Origin of the sequence: Flammeovirga sp. OC4, from assembly GCF_000812565.1 — a bacterium.
Lineage (GTDB): Bacteria > Bacteroidota > Bacteroidia > Cytophagales > Flammeovirgaceae > Flammeovirga.
The window spans coordinates 111,558-128,894 of record NZ_JTAM01000005.1 but is presented as its reverse complement, the minus strand read 5'-3'; the positions used below and the strand labels follow the sequence as shown (position 1 = coordinate 128,894).

The window sequence follows — 17,337 nt, the reverse complement described above, 5'->3', positions numbered from 1 at the left end:
GTATGGAAGTAACATTCCATTGTTGACTTTTATAAAACATCACTTTGAGTATAAATTCTTGAACAAAGAAAACTAAAAAAGAACCGATCTGAATGAAAATTTAAATTCATTTAGTATCGGTTCTTTTTTTTTATTACATTTAAAAATGAATAATCACTCTTTTAATACACTAATTAAAACTTAACTTATGACTGATTCTCAACAAAATTTTATTGAAGGCGTTTGGTTAACTGGCCTTAAAGATGCACATGTTGCTATTGAAGTAGATGACAACGGAAAAGCACAAGGTAGAATTGTTTGGATGGAAAGAGATAAGGAAGAAGATGGAGGTCCAAGAATTGATAAGCTAAACCCAGATTCTTCTTTGAGAGAACGATTATTAGAAGATATGTATATCTTAATTGATTTTGAATACAAAGGCAATGGAACGTGGGAAAATGGGTCTGTTTATGATCCAGATTCGGGAAAAACGTATAGTGGAAGTATTCAGAGTACCGGGCCAAACGTATTAAAAATGAGAGGTTATGTTGGTATCAAACTTTTTGGTAGAACAGAACTTTGGACAAGAGTCAACGATTAATTTTTTATATAAACCGATGATTTGAAGAAATCAGGTGCATTAATCAGATTTATTTTGTTCTAATAATAGATCTATTGATCTTCTAATATTTTCATTTTATCAACATAAACAACACTTTATACACTATGGCATCAGATGCTTTTAAAGACGCGCAAGTAAGAGTCAATCAATTATCAGAAAGACCATCAAATGATGATCTATTGAAGTTGTATGCTTTTTTTAAGCAGGCAACAGAAGGAGATGTGAATACAGAAAGACCTGGAGGTTTCGATTTTAAAGGAAATGCGAAATGGGATGCATGGAAAAAAATTGAAGGAACTTCAGCAGAAGACGCTGAATCGAAATACATCACATTGGTTAATCAATTGGAAGGTTAAGCTTTTAATGTTTAACTAAAAGATAAGTAACAAAAAAAAGTGAAGCCTTAAAACTTCACTTTTTTTGTTATGAAAGAAAAATCAACAATTAAGCAATCATACCGCTACCTTTTGAAGGACTTTTGGCAAAGCTTAATCCAGATTTCATCATGCTATTTCCACGGTCAGCAACTCTCTTATCTGCTGGACCTTCTTTATTTACTATTTCTTGGATGACCTCTCTTTCATCAATCAATGCCAATTGTTCATAAGAAACATAACCTCTTTTTCGTGCTATTGAATTGATGGCGTCGGAGAACATTTGTCCAGTTTTTACAATCCATTTATTTACGGTCATGTCAATTGCAAATCCCAATCCCATTGCAGAATTGATAAAATCGGTCAATGGTACTGTACTTGATCTAAAACCACTCGTTTGAATATTGAGTTTGATACCCAGAGCAGGTTTAGCATAAGCTTTGACTGATTGCTCAATTTGTGCTTTGATCAAATCCGGGTGGAAAGCCGCTCTGATAAACGGTCCATAAAGCTGATGGTCACCACGAAGTGCTTTTTCAGCCTCAATTCCTTTTAGAGTACCACGGTTAGGAAATTGAATAATTAATTCTCCTTGATGAATATCGTTGTTCCTAGTAGTATAAGTCACATCAATACCTGCTGCTTGGAAAATGGATTTAAAAAGTGCAGGTTGACTTACCTTCATTCGGGCAATAACAGGAGCTAAACCTCTTCCTCCTCCAGCAAATTGAATAAAACCATAAGAGAAAAAGGCTTTATCATAACTGTTGATCGCATCAAAGTTACCTTCATGACTTGAAACAACTTGCATCGCTTGTGCTAAAGTCGTAGAAAGGCCCACATCGGTATAAACTTTTAAAGGTACATTTGAAGGCAATGATTTACCGACATAACCCACTCCATCATAATACTGATTATACCCACTTCTTACAAAATTGGTAAATTCAGCTACTTCTGTATTTCCTGTAATCGGATGAGGGAATTGTAATCTGAATTTCGTAAACTCTCTTAAGAATTTAAACGTAATATCGTTCGGTTGAATTTCACCATATTTAAATACATTGGTCCCCATCATTTGAGCCCTTGTTGGAGATTCTACCCACCAATTCAATCGATATTTATTTTGCAGATTTTTGATAGCTGCAAGCGTTTTTGGAATACCATTGCCAGGTACTACACCTCCAGACCTTTGAGCGATAGCATGAGCATTTTCGTTATGAATACTTGACAAACTGCCTAATTGTACCAAACGTTGCTGAACTTTCTGAACATCATCTGGTGACATCCTGTAGTTACTACCAATAGGTCCTCTTAAACCACTCGTGAACACGCCTTTTCCATCCACTTTACTCAGTTGGTAAATACTACGCCCTTGTTGGTTTTTGATGTTATTTGAACCTTGAGAAGGCGTTTGTGTTGAAGAAGATGGGATCATCAATTGTTGTCCAACATAAATTCTACCTTGAGGTAGTTTATTTGCCGCCACTAAAGCTTGGGGAGTAATATTGAACTTCTTGGCAATTTTAGAAATGTAATCACCGGATTGAACAGTATAAACCCTAAAGTTGTTGGTTGGGGCAGGGGGAGTTGGTGTAGGACGAACCGGGGGTGGGGGTGTTATCGGACTAACAGGTTTAGCTGTAGATTTAGCCGGTATTTTTAAGGGTTGGCCAATATAAATTGTTGCATCAATAGCCATATTATTAGCCGCTAGAATTTCTGCAGGGCTACATCCATATTTTCGCCCAATGGCATATAATGATTCACCTCTTTGAACGGTATGTGTTTTACTACTTTCATTTGGAGTAGGAGTTGTCACTTCTGGAGCTACTTTCGGAACACCTTTTACTTTTAATTCCTGCCCAATATAAATAGGGGTGCTCCCATCTAGCCCGTTTAATGCCAATATTTGCTGAGGACTTAGTCCTACTTTTCTAGAAATCTGATATAATGTATCACCTTGTTGTACAGTGTATACAATTTTATCTTGCGGAGTTGAAGTACTTTTTACAGTGGTGGTAGATGTAGCAGGTGCAGGCTTTGGGGTAGCACTAGGTATTTTTAGTGTTTGCCCAATATAAATAGGAGCATTATTACCTAATCCGTTTTCCTCTAAAATAGCTTGAGGTGTTGTACTATATTTTCTTGAAATAGCGTACAGTGATTCCCCTGCTGAAACCGTATGCGTTTTTTGATTAGATTGACTACCTGTAGTAGATGTCGTTGGGGTAGGAGTAATAGTACTACTACTTGTATTAGAACTATCTTTTGATGGGATCTTCAATACTTGTCCAATATATAGACCGTCTGAAGGGCTCAATCCATTAAGAGCCAAAATTTCAGAAGGAGTTACGCCATTTTTTCTTCCAATAGCATACAATGAATCTCCTTTTACTACAGTGTAGGTACTTGTATTTGTTGTACTTGAATTTGTAGAAGGAGGTGTATTACTACTCGTTTTGGCTACAATAATTTCTTGACCAATTTGTAAAGGAGGTGCACTTGACCATCCATTTAAAGCTAATATTTCTTGGGTTGATATATTATTCTTTCTTGAAATACCATATAAAGTATCTCCTGCAACTACAGTATATTTCATAAAAACAATATGTTTTGGCGTATTTTTTTGCTTATGCTTGATAAGGCACATTGATACTATAAGATGTAATGTAATGTTTTAGAAATCTTATACTTAAGTTTTTTTATTGAATTTTAGCCAATAATCAAGATATTAAAAATTATGTTTCCAATAAGCCCTGATTAAAAAACTTACATAAGTATTATTCTTCCATTAAAAATTCATACATTGTTTAAACAAACACTTATAATATCCATTTTTTACTCAATTTAATCAACATAATTTTGATTCGGTAGAAAATGGAACAGTTTAATACGGTAATTATGAAATACATTTTCATTTTTTATTTTTTATTAGGTTTCGTTTTAACTTCTCACGCCCAAAGCGACAAAAAACTCCAAAAACTTTTAAACAAAGGGAAGTATGATAAAGTGATGAAGCAGGGGATGAAAGCGCATCAAAAACTCTATAATGAAGCCTATCCGTCTAAATATATGAGTTGGGCATGCTGGTTTAAGGCACAAGCTTTTCCAAAATTTTCTGACACCCAATGGAAATATTTAAAACGATCAGTAGAACATTATGTGAGGTATGAGAAACTGAAATCTTCCTCAGATAAACCGTTAGCTACTTTAGAAAATAAACTCACCTTATTTCTAACAGAATTCGGAAAAAAAGCATTAGAAGATCAGAATGATGTACGTTTGGGAGAGATTAATCAGCTCAGTGAAAATGTTTTTGTTTTGGAGATTGATGAAACTGCTACTGCAGTAAAAATAGTATCGGTAAAAGAGGATAAAGAATTGTTTTCACCTTTTTCGTTTACTTACAAAGAAGGTGGTTATGAGACCTTTTTCAAGGCAGAGAATATTAATATTCCGCCTTACTTAATAGCAAAAAAAGCGGATGACTATATAGGAGTTCCTTATAAATATGCGAAAGAAAATCCTTATGAAGGATTTGACTGCTCAGGATTTGTATTATATGTCTATAAGCAATTTGGAGTTGAATTTCCACACAATACTAAGAGAATCGCAATGCTGGGTAAAACAATCACCTTAGAAAATGTACAGGAAGGTGACATTGTTTGCTTCGGTTCAAATGATTCTAATGATTATGCTTCGATATCTCATTTAGGGATGATTTATAAAATTGAAAAGGATCAAGTAAAAATGATACATTGTGGTACAAGTACAGGTGTTATTGTAGCTCCTTTAACAGATGGGTATTGGGAATCGAGACCTTATTTCATCAAAAGACTTTTAACTTTAGAGCAAGAACGATTATTGAAATAAAAATAAAAGCCCATCATTTAATGATGAGCTTTTAATAAAATTACTGTGTGTTTTCTTTTGAGGACTAACCCTCATTCAAAGTGCTTACGAAAATAATATCATAAGATCTAACCAATCAATAATTAAAGTATTATCAAGTAACGAAAAAATAAGAGTATTAAATTTTTATTTGTAATACTAATACAAATTAATTGATTAATAGGTCGTAAAATCTTCTTTTAGGCAATGGAGAAGGTGTGTTTTACACCCTCCCATTGCAAGCAGTAAAAGTGATAGTATACAATAATAAGATAATAGTAAAATTGGGGTAAAAAATGAGTCACCATTAGACATCTGTCTATCCGATGTAAATTTCTTGTAAATGGGTTGGGATTTATAAAATCAGTTATTCTAGGTGCTAATCAGTGTGAAATCTCTAGTGATAATAACTGTTAATTGATGTGTTGTGGTTTAATGAACGGAGTGGTTGAAAAAAGGTTGTAAATATTTTCAAATCTATGTTTTTCGATAGCCTTAATCATGTCAAAAAGTGTTTTTGGGAGGTTGATTTACCCTGTTTTAGTATAATTATTTCAAGATAAATATTTAAATATTCCAATAAATTGCATTTTATAAATGAATAATATAAATTTTTAAAGAAAATGGATTTTTTTGAAAACTATGTGCTGAAACACTGATAATAAAAAATTATTCGAGTTGTATTTAACATAATTTATCAATGAAAACGAATGAAGCCAGGAATCAAAAACAGATATTCTTGTTACCTTTAATTATTCTTTCAAGATCAAACTATGCAAAAATGAAACAACTACTAAAAACAGCTTTACTATTTTTATTATTGAGCCCTGTATATGGTCAAAAAAGCGTTGACATTCCTCAAACGAAGGTTGTCGAGGTTTTTATGGATAAATTACCCTCAAAGTTAGAAGCGTTTAATTTAAAAGACCTTCGATCATCAGATGATGCTTTTAATGTTAGAATTTGGCAACAACATAGCATTTTTACTCTTAATGATACTCAAACATCATCTTCTGAATACAAATTACATACGACCAGTGATAGCCCTGTATATACTACTACGGCTTTTTCAGATGAAATGACTGCAGATCTAATAGACTTTTTTAAACCTTCTGAGATGATGCAATTACAAAATGATAATACTAGAGGAATTGATGGAAGCTTTGTATACATTGAAATCGCTACAAAAGAGAAATACAAAGTGGTAAGCTATTGGTCTCCAAATGCATCAAGAAATAAAGATTGTAAAGCGGTGGTAGCCCTGTTAGATAATTTATATTCTAAGGTTAATTATGATGATCTAGTGCATACTTTTTTAAATTCACTGGCCCCAGGTAGGTACAAATGGGGAATGTCAACTCTTCGAATCGATCGTTTTTTAGGTGATGATATCGAAAAAACAGACTTTTACAATAGAGTAGAGGGAGATATCAAAGAACAGTTGAGTGTTAGCAGTACAACAAACAGATGGGAATACCCACTAGTGATGATCAATGGAGAGTTGTCTAAAATAGCAGATTTGAATCAGTACTCTCTCAAAGAGGTGAAGAAGTTTGATGTTATGAAATCGAATGCAGGTTTACAGGCTATTTATGGCACATCTGCAAAACACGGAGTTGTGATCTTAGACACGATCTAAAGATGAAGTGGATTCTGCTTTTTAGCTTAATGGTAATCAGCTACCACAAAGTAGAAGCTCAAAATATTGATTTTAATAAAAAAGTGACGGTTGATGACCGTTTTTCTGGGAACTATATTTTACAAAATACCTGGAATCAAAAAATAGCTTGGGGTTGTGGGGTTTACCTTGATAGTGTGATTATCCACTCTTGCAAGGAACCTCAAACCGTGGTCGTTTTAGTTGACGATGACAATACAGAAAGCAATAAAAGTGATCATTCTGAAGAGGAGTATTACATTGAAAAAGTGACGAACTTCAATTTCTCAGAAGAGTCCTTTCAAATAGATATCGATAAAATTTCCAATTGTTGTCAATACTTTCTTATCGATTACACGATTATAAATGAACAAACTTTAGATTTAATTTCCCAGAGTTATGGTACAGATTGCTCTTGTGATTGTAAATTCAAGATGTCATTTTATTTCAAAATTTCTGATGCTGAAAAAATGAATAAACTTAAGCATATCACAATCAACGGAAAGAGAAATTATAAAATAATGAACTGACAAAAATTTAGACTAATATATGGTCTCTGATCAGTAGAATAATTTATTTAATAGAGGGGTTTGCATTCAATAAGGTAGGTCATAAAGATTTTGACAATCAGTTGATTCTTATTACATTCAATGAAGACAACACAACACTGCGATCAAGTATAATATTGATCTTAAGCCAATTTTTTATTTAACTTACTATTTTAATGCAAACCTTAATCGATTACTTTTCTACGATGCCTTCTTTTCATCGCTCTATTTTATTGGTGGGTGGAATTATGTTCTTTTGGGTCATAGAAGGCTTTCAGCCATTATTCCAGTTTAGAGGACACAACAAATGGAAGCATGCATTAACTAATCTATTTTTTACTCTTACAACAGCAGTGATCAATTTGTCATTAGCATTTGTAATGGTCAAAGTTTCTGACTGGACTTTAGCTCATAATTTTGGTTATATGCAATGGATGTCTGATTTTCCGTTACCTATTGTATTGATTACAGGCTTGGCTTTAATGGATTTGATCAGTGCTTATAGTATTCATTATTTGAATCATAAAATTAAATGGTTCTGGCTTTTTCATTTGATTCATCACACTGATACACATGTGGACACTACAACAGCAAACCGGCATCACCCAGGAGAAAGTGTCTTAAGGTTATTAGCAACAATACTAGGAGTTTTATTCATTGGAGCCCCTATTTGGATGATTTTCTTGTACCAGTCACTTTCAGTGATGCTTTCCCAGTTCAATCATGCCAATATTGTGATACCTAAAAAGTTAGATAGGGTATTGAGTTGGGTGATAGTGACACCCAATATGCATCATGTTCATCATCATTACCAGCAGCCCCTTACCGATACAAATTACGGTAACATCTTTTCCACTTGGGATAGAGTTTTTGGAACTTATGCTGAAGCGGATAATAATACCTTAGTGTATGGCGTTGATACGCACATGAAGCCAGAAGAAAATAGCATGATTGCTAACCTTCTCAAAATTCCATTTCAGACGTATAGAGACAATAAGAAGAGGAATGAAAATAATGAATGGGATAATACTTGATGACGTAACTATCGATTATTTTTCTTGTAAATCATAGATTCCATTTCTACAGCTTCTAAGAAATCTTTCCACTGTTCTTCTTTCTTTTCTAAATCAACATTCAAGGAAATAAGGTGTTCTTCAATTGTTTTTTTCAACACAAAAGAAGTATCATTCAAATACATTGCATGATTTCTATAATCGATGTTATAGATCAACAGAATATTTTCGGTAATGTCTTTCTTGTCCTGAAAGTCAAAACCAACAGTATAACTAGAAATAATATCATTCAAAGAGATGGTCAATTGTGCGTCATACTCTTTTGAAATAATTTTCTGTATACTTTCAATATGATTGGCATAAGTCATATTAAAAATGGGTTAAAAGGTCTTTTATTTAATTTGGCATGAATAGTTCTGATTTTGCTTTAATTCAAAGATACTAGAGGAATATCATATGAAACAATGAAGTTTACTAAAGAATAACAATCTTTTAGTGAAGAGATTTTAATAACAATATACATTTTGTATTCCTTAAGTATTTAATTAGAAAATAGAGTGAAATTTATAGTTAATTAGATTTCAATCGGTTGCGTATTGAAAGCAAAAAAGAGCCAACGAAGGCTCTTTCTTGTATAATTTGTTATGAGTTCTTCTTTACAAACTTACTAAGAATGACGATGTGTTGACCATTTACCCTTCCTTCTATGTGTTCAGGGTTGTCATGTACTAAAGTAATATTTCTAACAGCAGTTCCTCTTTTCGCAGTGAAGTTAGCACCTTTCACATTAAGGTCTTTAGTCAAAACCACACTATCTCCATTAGAAAGAATAGCACCATTACTGTCTTTATGAATCACTTTATCACTTTCATCAATACCTTCTCCTGTTGCTTCCGCCCATGTTTGAGTATCTTCATCAAGGTAAAGCATATCAAGTAAATCTTGTGGCCAGCCTTCACTTTTTAAACGAGAAAGCATTCTCCAGGCTAATACTTGAACGGCAGCATTTTCATTCCACATACTGTCATTTAAGCATCTCCAGTGATTAACATCCATTTTTTCTTTATCATTAATTTGTTCTTGACATGTAGAACAAATGTAGGCATGATCACCACTGTCTGATGAATTTTTCGGTTCAACTAAAAAAGGAGATACATGTTCCGTAGATCCACATAGTTCACAAACACCATTACTTCTTTTCTGAAGTTCTTTTTCTAAACTCATTTTAGGATATATATTTTAAATCTTGCTTAGCTTCATAAAACATATCAAAATTGCTGAAAAAATAAGGGATATGATAATTCATAAAGGAATATTAATGGAATGCCACTATTTTTTATTTCGAGTATTCAATTTTAATAACACAATTTTAAATGAAATTCCATCAAAAATTCCCTTTCAAGGAAGTAAGAGTTAGTAATTTTAGGTTCGCATGATATAAAAAATCTAGATGATGAATAATAATAATACCAAGGTACTTGAAGGTAGTGTATTGAATGTATTCTTGTCGTTTTCAATACCCACCGTATTGGGAATGTTGGCAGTGACGTCAGCGGGGATAATTGATGGAATGTTTGTAGGAAATTATGTTGGAGCAGAAGCATTGGCTGCCATTTCTTTATGTTCTCCAATCTACTCTTTGCTATTCGGGCTTCCGATACTTTTTTCGGTTGGAGGCGAGGTGTTTTGTGGTAAATTTATAGGTGAGGGGAAGCTTGAAAAAGCCCGAATTATTTTTACAAATATCTTTGTTATTATAGCTGTAATCAGCTTTATATTGACTTTTTTAGGCCTTTTTTTTATTGAAGAAATTGCTGATTTTTTAGGAGCAGATCATACTATTAAGCCATTAGTTGTTACATATCTGTATATTATTATCAGTATGTCTCCTGTATTATCATGTTATGCGTTAACGTATTTTACACGGGTAGATGGAAAGCCTAATTTGAGCTTTATCTCTTTACTTTTAGTGGCCCTGATTAATACAATCTTGGATTATGTATTTATCGTTCAATTGAATTGGGGAGTAAAAGGTGCAGCTTTGGGAACTTCATTATCCTATTTTGTATTGCCAATATTATTAATTCCGCCATTCATAAAAGGAAATGGAAACTTGAAGTTTAGGTTTAAGAAGTTGGAATGGAAGATGTTGAGTGCAATTTCCTATAATGGTTCCTCTGAGTTTTTGAGTGAATTGTCTGGTGGTTTTTTATTTTACCTTATCAATCTTCAAATGATAAAATACTATGGGAATGAAGGTGTAGCAGCTTATGCTATTGTAGGCTACTTGATGTATTTTATGATAATGCTCAGTTATGGTATGTCAGATGCATTGAAGTCTATAGTGAGTGTAAATTTTGGAGCTCAATTGATGGATAGAGTGAAGCGTTTCTTAAAAATAGCTTTAGTGACGGCTGTAGTATTAGGTGGATGTCTTGCTTTGACAACGACCTTATTTGTAGATCAATTTATAGATTTGTTTTTAGAAAATGACAGTCCATCAACAAAAGTTTTAACAAGTCAGTTTATATTATCTTCGGCACCAATAGTAGTGATTTTAGGTGTGAATATCCTACTTTCAGCATTTTTTACGTCATTACACCATCCCAAGCCTTCATTAATTATTTCGTTACTGAGAACATTAATTTTACCAGTGGGATTAATTCTCCTTTTAACTCATTTTTATGGAGGTGAAGGTATTATCAATGCGATAGTACTGTCAGAAGTATTTACGCTATGTGTTTCCGGCTTTTTGTATTGGAAACATTTAAGACGATTATAAAAATGAAGTCTTCAAACCTAAAGTTGAAGTCTTCATACATTGTAAACTAAGTTTTCGATTATTTATGGCATTTAGGAATCATTGGATTTCTTATGATTTATAGAACATAAATGCTGCTAAAGCTTAAAATTCACTCAGTGGGTTTTCTACTCTTTTAGTTTGGTAGATCTAACCCCTTCAAAGCCTTGACTTTTGTGCTTCGTTTTTGTGTTAAGACAAAAATGAAGAAGAAGGAAACATGAGAGTAGTTCCTATAAAAGCTTGTAGAAATACCGATTGTAAAATAACAAAAACTTAGTTTACAGTATATTTCATTTTCTACTTATTCAAAAGGGTTAGAATGATTTGGATTATTGATGAATTCTTCATCTGTTAGTAAATGAAGAAAAGCAATAATGGCTTCTTTTTCCTTTTGAGTAAGGTGTAGTTTTATAGGATCACCAGGGAAAATGGGTTCATTACTAGCCTCTTGGATCAAAGGGTCAAGTGTTCGACTTTTCTTTACATGTTCATCATAATGTTCCAACACTTCTTCTAAAGTATTGAATCTTCCATCATGCATATAAGGGGCAGTAAGGGCAATATTACGCAGAGTGGGGGCTTTGAATTTCCCTTTGTCAAACTGATTTTCTGTAACGCCCATCAAACCCTCTTTCAAGTTGGTATCATCGTCTAGTCCATTATTATGGAATCCTCTGAAACTGACAGGGTCACCTGATGTAAGTACCCCAAGGTGGCAATCACCGCAATTACCTCCACGGATTTCGCCAGCAATAGGATGAGTAAGGAACAGGTCCATTCCTAGTTTCTCCTGTTCAGTTGGAGTGTAAGTTCCTTTGACTATTTGATCGTACTTTGAATTAGAAGAAATCAATGTTCTTTCGAATTGAGCAATTGCTTTCCCTACTTTTTCTGCAGTAATTTCAGAACTTCCAAATGCAAGATTAAACATTGGAGGATATTTCTCGTCTTGTGATAGTCTTTCAACTACTTCTGCTAACGTCATATCCATTTCCAAAGGGTTCTCAATTGGATCTAGTGCTTGACTTTCTATACTAGGAGCACGACCGTCCCAAAAGAATTTTCCGGTCCACATCAAGTTGACAGTAGACATACTACTGAAGTCGCCTGTTCTGCCATGAATACCTTCTGCTTTCGCTTTACCATCCGTAAAGGCCAATTGCTGTTGGTGGCAGGTACCACAAGATGTAGAATAATCCCTTGATAATTGAGGGTCGTAAAAAAGCATTCTCCCCAACTCAACTCCTTTGACAGTCATTGGGTTATCTTCTGGTAAAACATATTGCTTACCAAAATGTGCTGGGATATCTAAAACATAAGGTGGGTTGTTGATTGGTTCTGACTCCTCACAACTGGATAATAGTGATAAAAGCAACGATAAAAAGATGAATTTTCTAGATTGCATGTTACTTTGGTTTGCTATGAAAATACAATTTTTTTATGAATAATAAAATTGTTTAGGAATGCTGTTATCACAACCATGTTGCATTATGTTAATTATTTAAAAGATATTGGAAAGCTGTATTGTCTGTTGTAAACTTGCAACCAAATATATATAAACATCAAGACACCTTTTCTTAAGAAGAGGTACCAACCGAGCATGCAAAAGCCACGGTGGTAAAATAGATGTGGTCTGATTCACGACAAAAAAACAGAATCCCCCCTCTTAATTAAAGCTTGATGTTTGTACTGTTCAACATTATAAACATTAAAAAAATGCTAGAAAAATCACCTTTCGACTTAACTTTAAAAGAGTGTTATGATATTTTGAAGGATAAATTTGTAACGAATCCTTCAGAGGTGAAATATAGAAATCTAACCATGCTACAAGCGGAAAGACTTTTAGGATTAAGAAATACAAATGATCATTCAAGCCCTAAACTTTATGGTCATCACTTATTAGTGAAGATAGAAGAAAGGTTAAGTTAGAGCTTTTTTAAAGTAGTGATTGGGTAGCCACACAATAAGTGTAGTACCTTGATCTACTCTAGAAATAATCGAAAGGTGACCTCTTAATCTTTTGATGGCTTGATCCACAATATAAAGCCCAATACCAGAACCTACATATTCAGTATGTGCTCTAAAAAACATTTCTGTTACTCTGTGGACGTATTCTTGTGGAATGCCAATCCCGTTGTCTTCAAAGATGATACAGGTGTCATTTTCTTCCACATTAATGGAAATGTTTAAGAGGTTTTTCTCATTGAAGCGGTTTCTACTTCTGAATTGGAAAGCGTTATGAATGATATTTTGAACAATAGAAGTGACTTTTTTAATGTCACTCACAAAAGGGAAATTTTGATGTGATGTAATCGTAACCTCAAGTTTTTGGTCTAGTGCATCTGAGGTAGATTGGATTGTATCTTTTATTAATTGTTCGATGGCAATGGTTACATTATCATTCGGTTTTCTTGCAATTCTAGCAAATTCCAAGATTTCACTGATAAAGTTGTCCATTTTTTCTAAGCTTTTTTGCTGAAGCTTTAATTGGTTTTTTACTTCTTCAATTTTGTGCTCTTGTTGGCTGACAAAAACGAGTCCTAGAGCAGAGGCAAGAGGGGCTCTTAAATCATGGGAGATATGATAGATCAACGCATCAAGTTCATTATTGGATTTTTGTAGCAAAAGTTGAGTATGCCTAAGACGGTCCTGTTGTTTCTTCAAGATGGATTCTTGTCGAAAACGGTCGGAGATATCTTTTCCTATAATTTTAAAACTTCTGGTAGAGGACTGATAAATTACTTTAATCAGTAAAGTAAATATCCGATGTTTATCTCTTTTGAATCTAATTTTCTCAGACTGAGTCGTCATGGTGGATTTAGCTTTCAAAATTAGCTTTTCAAGTAACTCGTAATCATTCCCAAAGACATAATCCATGATATGCTCTTTAGATCTTCCGAGTTTTTCTTCCCATGCTACATTACCTCTTTGAATGTTCCATAACCCATCTAAATGAATCATTAAATCAAATGACTCTTGAAAACTAGTATCGTCAAGGTTTTGTGAATTTGTTGAATCGTCAATCTGTCTGATTAATAATTTGTAAGTATCAATAAGGGGTTGTAAATGCAATGCAAAATCGTCATCAAACTTCTCTTTTTTATCGCAAAGTCCAATGACTCCAATAAGTTCTTTATCAATGTGTATGGGGATCAACAAATAAGATGACCAAGGAAGTCCTCTTATAATTCGATCATCATCGTAATGTAAAATAGGGTGTACTAGGTGTTCTGTATATTTTAAAAAATAATGTGCTTTCGATACTTCTTCAAATGGTAATGTGTTTTCTAATATGGCCTTATTAAAGATATTAAAACTATCAAAACTTACTTTTTTTTCCATCAAATACTTATAGTTCTTTATACCGTCTTGATGGTCAAGCAGGCCTATAAATCCATATTTACAATTGGATGCTTTAGTTAAATTTTCTATACTTTTTTGGAGTATTTTTAATGGTTTTTGATCGGATAATAAATGATTGTTGACTTCAGCTATAAGCCGAAGTATCATACTATCCAAGTGGGAATATTGGGGCATTACATTAACGAATTTATTGTTGATGCTTATAGAACACCAAAATTTAAGAAGAAGTTGTTTTTGCTTTATCTTAGACTTTTTTTGAATGTAATATTTGAAGTAGAGTAGTAGGTTTAGAAAAGGTGAATGATCACTATTTGAAAAAATACATACAATTCTGAATTGACCTATTTTTATTGATTATCCTTCTTTGGGTGTGTTGAGTACTATGGGTTAGTATTTTTTTTATATTCTTAAAAATAGAAATAATGCCTTCAATCCGTTTGCTTACAGAAGTAAGAAAATGGAATAAATAATGAATGAAACCTCAAAATAGAAAAAGAGAATTGAAAAGTCACCAACATTATTTTGTGGATCTTCCCAATTCTCCTTTGAATTATAACTGGAATGTAAGTCTTTTTATTAATTTCTAATTCTTACATTACGAGGTCTATTTGTTCCTTTTTGTCCCTTTCTTTCACTAGCTCTTTCCGCTCTTTTAAAGCGAACCTCTTCAGAATCTTCCTGAGCTGATTTACTCACACTCAGAATAATTCCAACAGTCATACCTGTAAAAAGCAATGATGTACCACCCATACTGACAAGCGGAAGCGGTAAACCAGTTAAAGGTAATAAACCGACCACAACGCCCATATGTACAAACGCCTGCAGAATAAGACTAAAGGTGAGTCCTGCGGCTAAGAGTCCACCAAACGCTTTCTGGCTATTGGCGACAATGGTTATACCCCGGTACAGTAGTGTCAGGTACAAACCAATAATGACCAAGGCTCCGATCAAGCCATATTCTTCTACAATGATGGCAAAAACAAAATCGGAATAAGAGTGAGGTAAGAAGTTTCTTTGTGTACTGTCACCAATTCCCTTGCCCCAGAAACCACCTGTTGAGATAGCAATATAGGATTGTTCTGCTTGGTAAGGAAGTTCCGCTTCACTCATAAAAGAGGATAAACGACTTACAGCAGTGCCGCCTCTTTGACCAAATTGATAAACGAATAAGCCTGCCATCGCCCCAATCACAATCAGCATCAAAAGGTATTTTATAGGTACTCTACCAATAAACAATTGAAGCATGATAGTAAGGAAAAGGAGGGAGGCTGTTGAAATATCAGAAACTCCGATTAAACCGCAGATAATTCCTGTCCATATCAAAAGTGGAACAATGGCCTTATTGAATTCACCAATATCTCTTTGGCGTTTCCAAAGCATGGCCGCCATATTGGTAATCAACGCCAATCGTGCTAAATCCGAAGGCTGGAAAGTGAAGTTGATCAAAGGAATATTGATCCATCTTGAGGCACTGTTGATTTCAGACCCAAATAACCAAGTGAAAATCAGAAGTGGAATAGATAATAAAAGGGCATATCTTGAAAGCCTTGAATAATACACATAATCAATTCTATGGCAGATAAATGCACCTATCAACCCAATAAAAACCAAAGTGGAATGACGAAGCAGATAGTGTTCATTATCGCCTCCGGCCTGCATATAGGCAAGCGATCCCGTAGCACTATAAACGACAAGTACTGAGAACATGGATAATGTAATCATCACCGCCCATATTACGCTATCTCCTTCAAGTTTCTTTAAGATTTTTTCCATCCTCTTATTTCTTTATAATTCTTTTACTTCCTGAATAAATTCATCTCCTCTCGCCATATAATTTTTGAATAAATCAAAACTTGCACAAGCTGGAGACAGAAGTATAATATCTTGATCAGAAGCATGTTTTTTGGCCAATTGAATGGCTTCTTTCATGCTTTGTGTTTCTTCCATTGGAATGATTTCAGAGAAATTCTTTTTCAATTTCTCATTATCTACACCCAAACAAACTAATGCCTTTACGTTTTCTTTTACAATATCAATCAAAGGAGTGTAATCATTCCCTTTATCCGTACCGCCAGCAATCCAAATAATAGGCTTTTTGAAGCTTTGTAAAGCAAATAATGCGGCTTCAACATTAGTAGCTTTTGAATCATTGACATAAGTAATGCCGTCAAGCACTGCTACCTCTTGTAAACGGTGAGGTTCTCCTACAAAAGAAGGCAATGCTTTCTGAATTGCTTCAGCTGAAATCCCTGCATAAAGAGCACTCAAAATGGCAGCACTCATGTTCCAAGCATTGTGAGGTCCTTTTAAAGGTAAATTCTTGAAAGTATAAGTATTTCCATTAAAAGGAATAGCTAAAGTTTCACCCTTCAAAAAGTCATTTGTAAAAGGAACCGCTTGAGGAACTATTGTTTTTGAAGCAACAGCCTCACGCGTCACTTTATCATCCTCTCCGTAAATGAAAATATCCTCCTCGGTTAAGTTTTCAATGATTCTGAATTTTGAATCAGCATATTTCTCAATACTGTATTCATAGCGATCCAGATGATCAGGAGTGATATTCAAAATCAGTGAAATGTTGGGATGGAAGGTTTCAATATCATCCAATTGGAAACTACTAATTTCCAACACATACCAATCGTATTCCTTTTCTAAAACCTCTTTCGCGAAGCTAATACCAATATTGCCAGCCAATCCAGCGTTGATACCCGATTGAGTCAGTAAATGATGGATCAACTTTGTAGTCGTAGTTTTACCATTCGTACCAGTAATCGCAATAATTTTTGCATTAGTATACAAAGAAGCAAATTCTATTTCAGAGTAAATCTTACTGCCGTTTTGTTTCAGCTGTTGAATGATCGGTACAGTATCAGGAATACCCGGCGATTTCACTACAATAGCAGCGTCTTTTGGTGCTACGTCATGACTGCCTTCTTCAAAAGGAATCTGTTCTGCTTCCAATACATCTTTTTGTTCCTGAGGAATCATTCCATAGTCAGAAACAAAAACTTCATACCCTTTCGCTTTAGCTAATCGAGCGGCTCCAATTCCACTTTCTCCAGCTCCTAATACTAATAATGTTGCCAT

15 protein-coding genes and 1 riboswitch are annotated in these 17,337 nt (G+C 34.0%); of the genes, 8 read left to right on the top strand and 7 right to left on the bottom strand.

All coding sequences use genetic code 11. The features are described from left to right. Positions 1 to 187: 187 nt before the first annotated feature. Together PL77_RS05820 and PL77_RS05815 are read left to right on the top strand one after the other, a co-directional pair. Positions 188 to 580 carry a DUF2147 domain-containing protein gene (locus PL77_RS05820; RefSeq protein WP_044202719.1) on the top strand — a complete coding sequence of 131 codons (393 nt, stop codon included), beginning with the start codon at positions 188 to 190 and terminating at the stop codon, positions 578 to 580. A gap of 125 nt (positions 581 to 705) precedes the next feature. Next, a complete protein-coding gene (locus tag PL77_RS05815) occupies positions 706 to 957 on the top strand; it encodes an acyl-CoA-binding protein (protein WP_044202716.1) in 252 nt (83 codons plus the stop codon). An 88-nt stretch (positions 958 to 1,045) separates the two neighbouring features. Here the strand turns inward: PL77_RS05815 and PL77_RS05810 are convergent, their stop codons facing one another. Further along, positions 1,046 to 3,574 carry a LysM peptidoglycan-binding domain-containing protein gene (locus tag PL77_RS05810; RefSeq protein WP_172665807.1) on the bottom strand — a complete coding sequence of 843 codons (2,529 nt, stop codon included), beginning with the start codon at positions 3,572 to 3,574 and terminating at the stop codon, positions 1,046 to 1,048. A gap of 302 nt (positions 3,575 to 3,876) precedes the next feature. Here PL77_RS05810 and PL77_RS05805 point away from each other — a divergent pair, with 302 nt between their 5' ends. The 4 genes from PL77_RS05805 (at position 3,877) to PL77_RS05790 (ending at position 8,105) form a co-directional block, all read left to right on the top strand. Then, positions 3,877 to 4,848 carry a C40 family peptidase gene (locus PL77_RS05805; RefSeq protein WP_172665806.1) on the top strand — a complete coding sequence of 324 codons (972 nt, stop codon included), beginning with the start codon at positions 3,877 to 3,879 and terminating at the stop codon, positions 4,846 to 4,848. Positions 4,849 to 5,647: 799 nt separating this feature from the next. Further along, positions 5,648 to 6,505 carry a hypothetical protein gene (locus tag PL77_RS05800; RefSeq protein ID WP_156152260.1) on the top strand — a complete coding sequence of 286 codons (858 nt, stop codon included), beginning with the start codon at positions 5,648 to 5,650 and terminating at the stop codon, positions 6,503 to 6,505. 2 nt (positions 6,506 to 6,507) lie between these two features. Beyond that, the gene (locus tag PL77_RS05795; protein WP_156152259.1) at positions 6,508 to 7,053 is read left to right on the top strand and encodes a hypothetical protein; all 546 of its coding nucleotides are present in this window, start codon (positions 6,508 to 6,510) and stop codon (positions 7,051 to 7,053) included. A gap of 194 nt (positions 7,054 to 7,247) precedes the next feature. Continuing rightward, a complete protein-coding gene (locus PL77_RS05790) occupies positions 7,248 to 8,105 on the top strand; it encodes a sterol desaturase family protein (RefSeq protein WP_044202702.1) in 858 nt (285 codons plus the stop codon). Between the two features lie 8 nt (positions 8,106 to 8,113). On the opposite strand, the gene PL77_RS05785 is transcribed toward PL77_RS05790, so the two are convergent. Both PL77_RS05785 and PL77_RS05780 read right to left on the bottom strand, forming a co-directional pair. Then, complete coding sequence (locus PL77_RS05785; RefSeq protein ID WP_044202698.1) at positions 8,114 to 8,452, bottom strand: hypothetical protein; 339 nt, start codon at positions 8,450 to 8,452, stop codon at positions 8,114 to 8,116. Positions 8,453 to 8,726: 274 nt separating this feature from the next. Beyond that, on the bottom strand, positions 8,727 to 9,308 hold the full coding sequence (locus tag PL77_RS05780) for an alkylphosphonate utilization protein (protein WP_044202696.1): 582 nt from the start codon (positions 9,306 to 9,308) through the stop codon (positions 8,727 to 8,729). A 226-nt stretch (positions 9,309 to 9,534) separates the two neighbouring features. On the opposite strand from PL77_RS05780, the gene PL77_RS05775 reads away from it, so the two are divergent. After that, positions 9,535 to 10,866, top strand: coding sequence for an MATE family efflux transporter (locus PL77_RS05775; protein ID WP_044202694.1), 1,332 nt, complete (start codon positions 9,535 to 9,537; stop codon positions 10,864 to 10,866). Positions 10,867 to 11,188: 322 nt separating this feature from the next. Here the strand turns inward: PL77_RS05775 and PL77_RS05770 are convergent, their stop codons facing one another. After that, entirely contained in the window at positions 11,189 to 12,292 is a 1,104-nt protein-coding gene (locus PL77_RS05770) for a cytochrome-c peroxidase (RefSeq protein ID WP_044202691.1), read from the bottom strand. A gap of 149 nt (positions 12,293 to 12,441) precedes the next feature. After that, positions 12,442 to 12,548, top strand: a riboswitch (SAM-I-IV-variant riboswitch). A 55-nt stretch (positions 12,549 to 12,603) separates the two neighbouring features. Between PL77_RS05770 and PL77_RS05765 the strand changes: the two genes are divergently transcribed. Beyond that, positions 12,604 to 12,816, top strand: a complete 213-nt coding sequence (locus PL77_RS05765; protein WP_156152258.1) for a hypothetical protein — start codon at positions 12,604 to 12,606, stop codon at positions 12,814 to 12,816. Here the strand turns inward: PL77_RS05765 and PL77_RS05760 are convergent. The 3 genes from PL77_RS05760 to murD form a co-directional block, all read right to left on the bottom strand. Continuing rightward, complete coding sequence (locus PL77_RS05760; RefSeq protein WP_172665805.1) at positions 12,808 to 14,397, bottom strand: ATP-binding protein; 1,590 nt, start codon at positions 14,395 to 14,397, stop codon at positions 12,808 to 12,810. The genes PL77_RS05765 and PL77_RS05760 overlap by 9 nt on opposite strands. A gap of 429 nt (positions 14,398 to 14,826) precedes the next feature. After that, complete coding sequence (locus tag PL77_RS05755; RefSeq protein ID WP_044202684.1) at positions 14,827 to 16,023, bottom strand: FtsW/RodA/SpoVE family cell cycle protein; 1,197 nt, start codon at positions 16,021 to 16,023, stop codon at positions 14,827 to 14,829. 12 nt (positions 16,024 to 16,035) lie between these two features. Then, positions 16,036 to 17,337: a UDP-N-acetylmuramoyl-L-alanine--D-glutamate ligase gene (gene murD / locus PL77_RS05750; RefSeq protein WP_044202682.1), complete on the bottom strand. Its 1,302-nt coding sequence runs from the start codon at positions 17,335 to 17,337 to the stop codon at positions 16,036 to 16,038.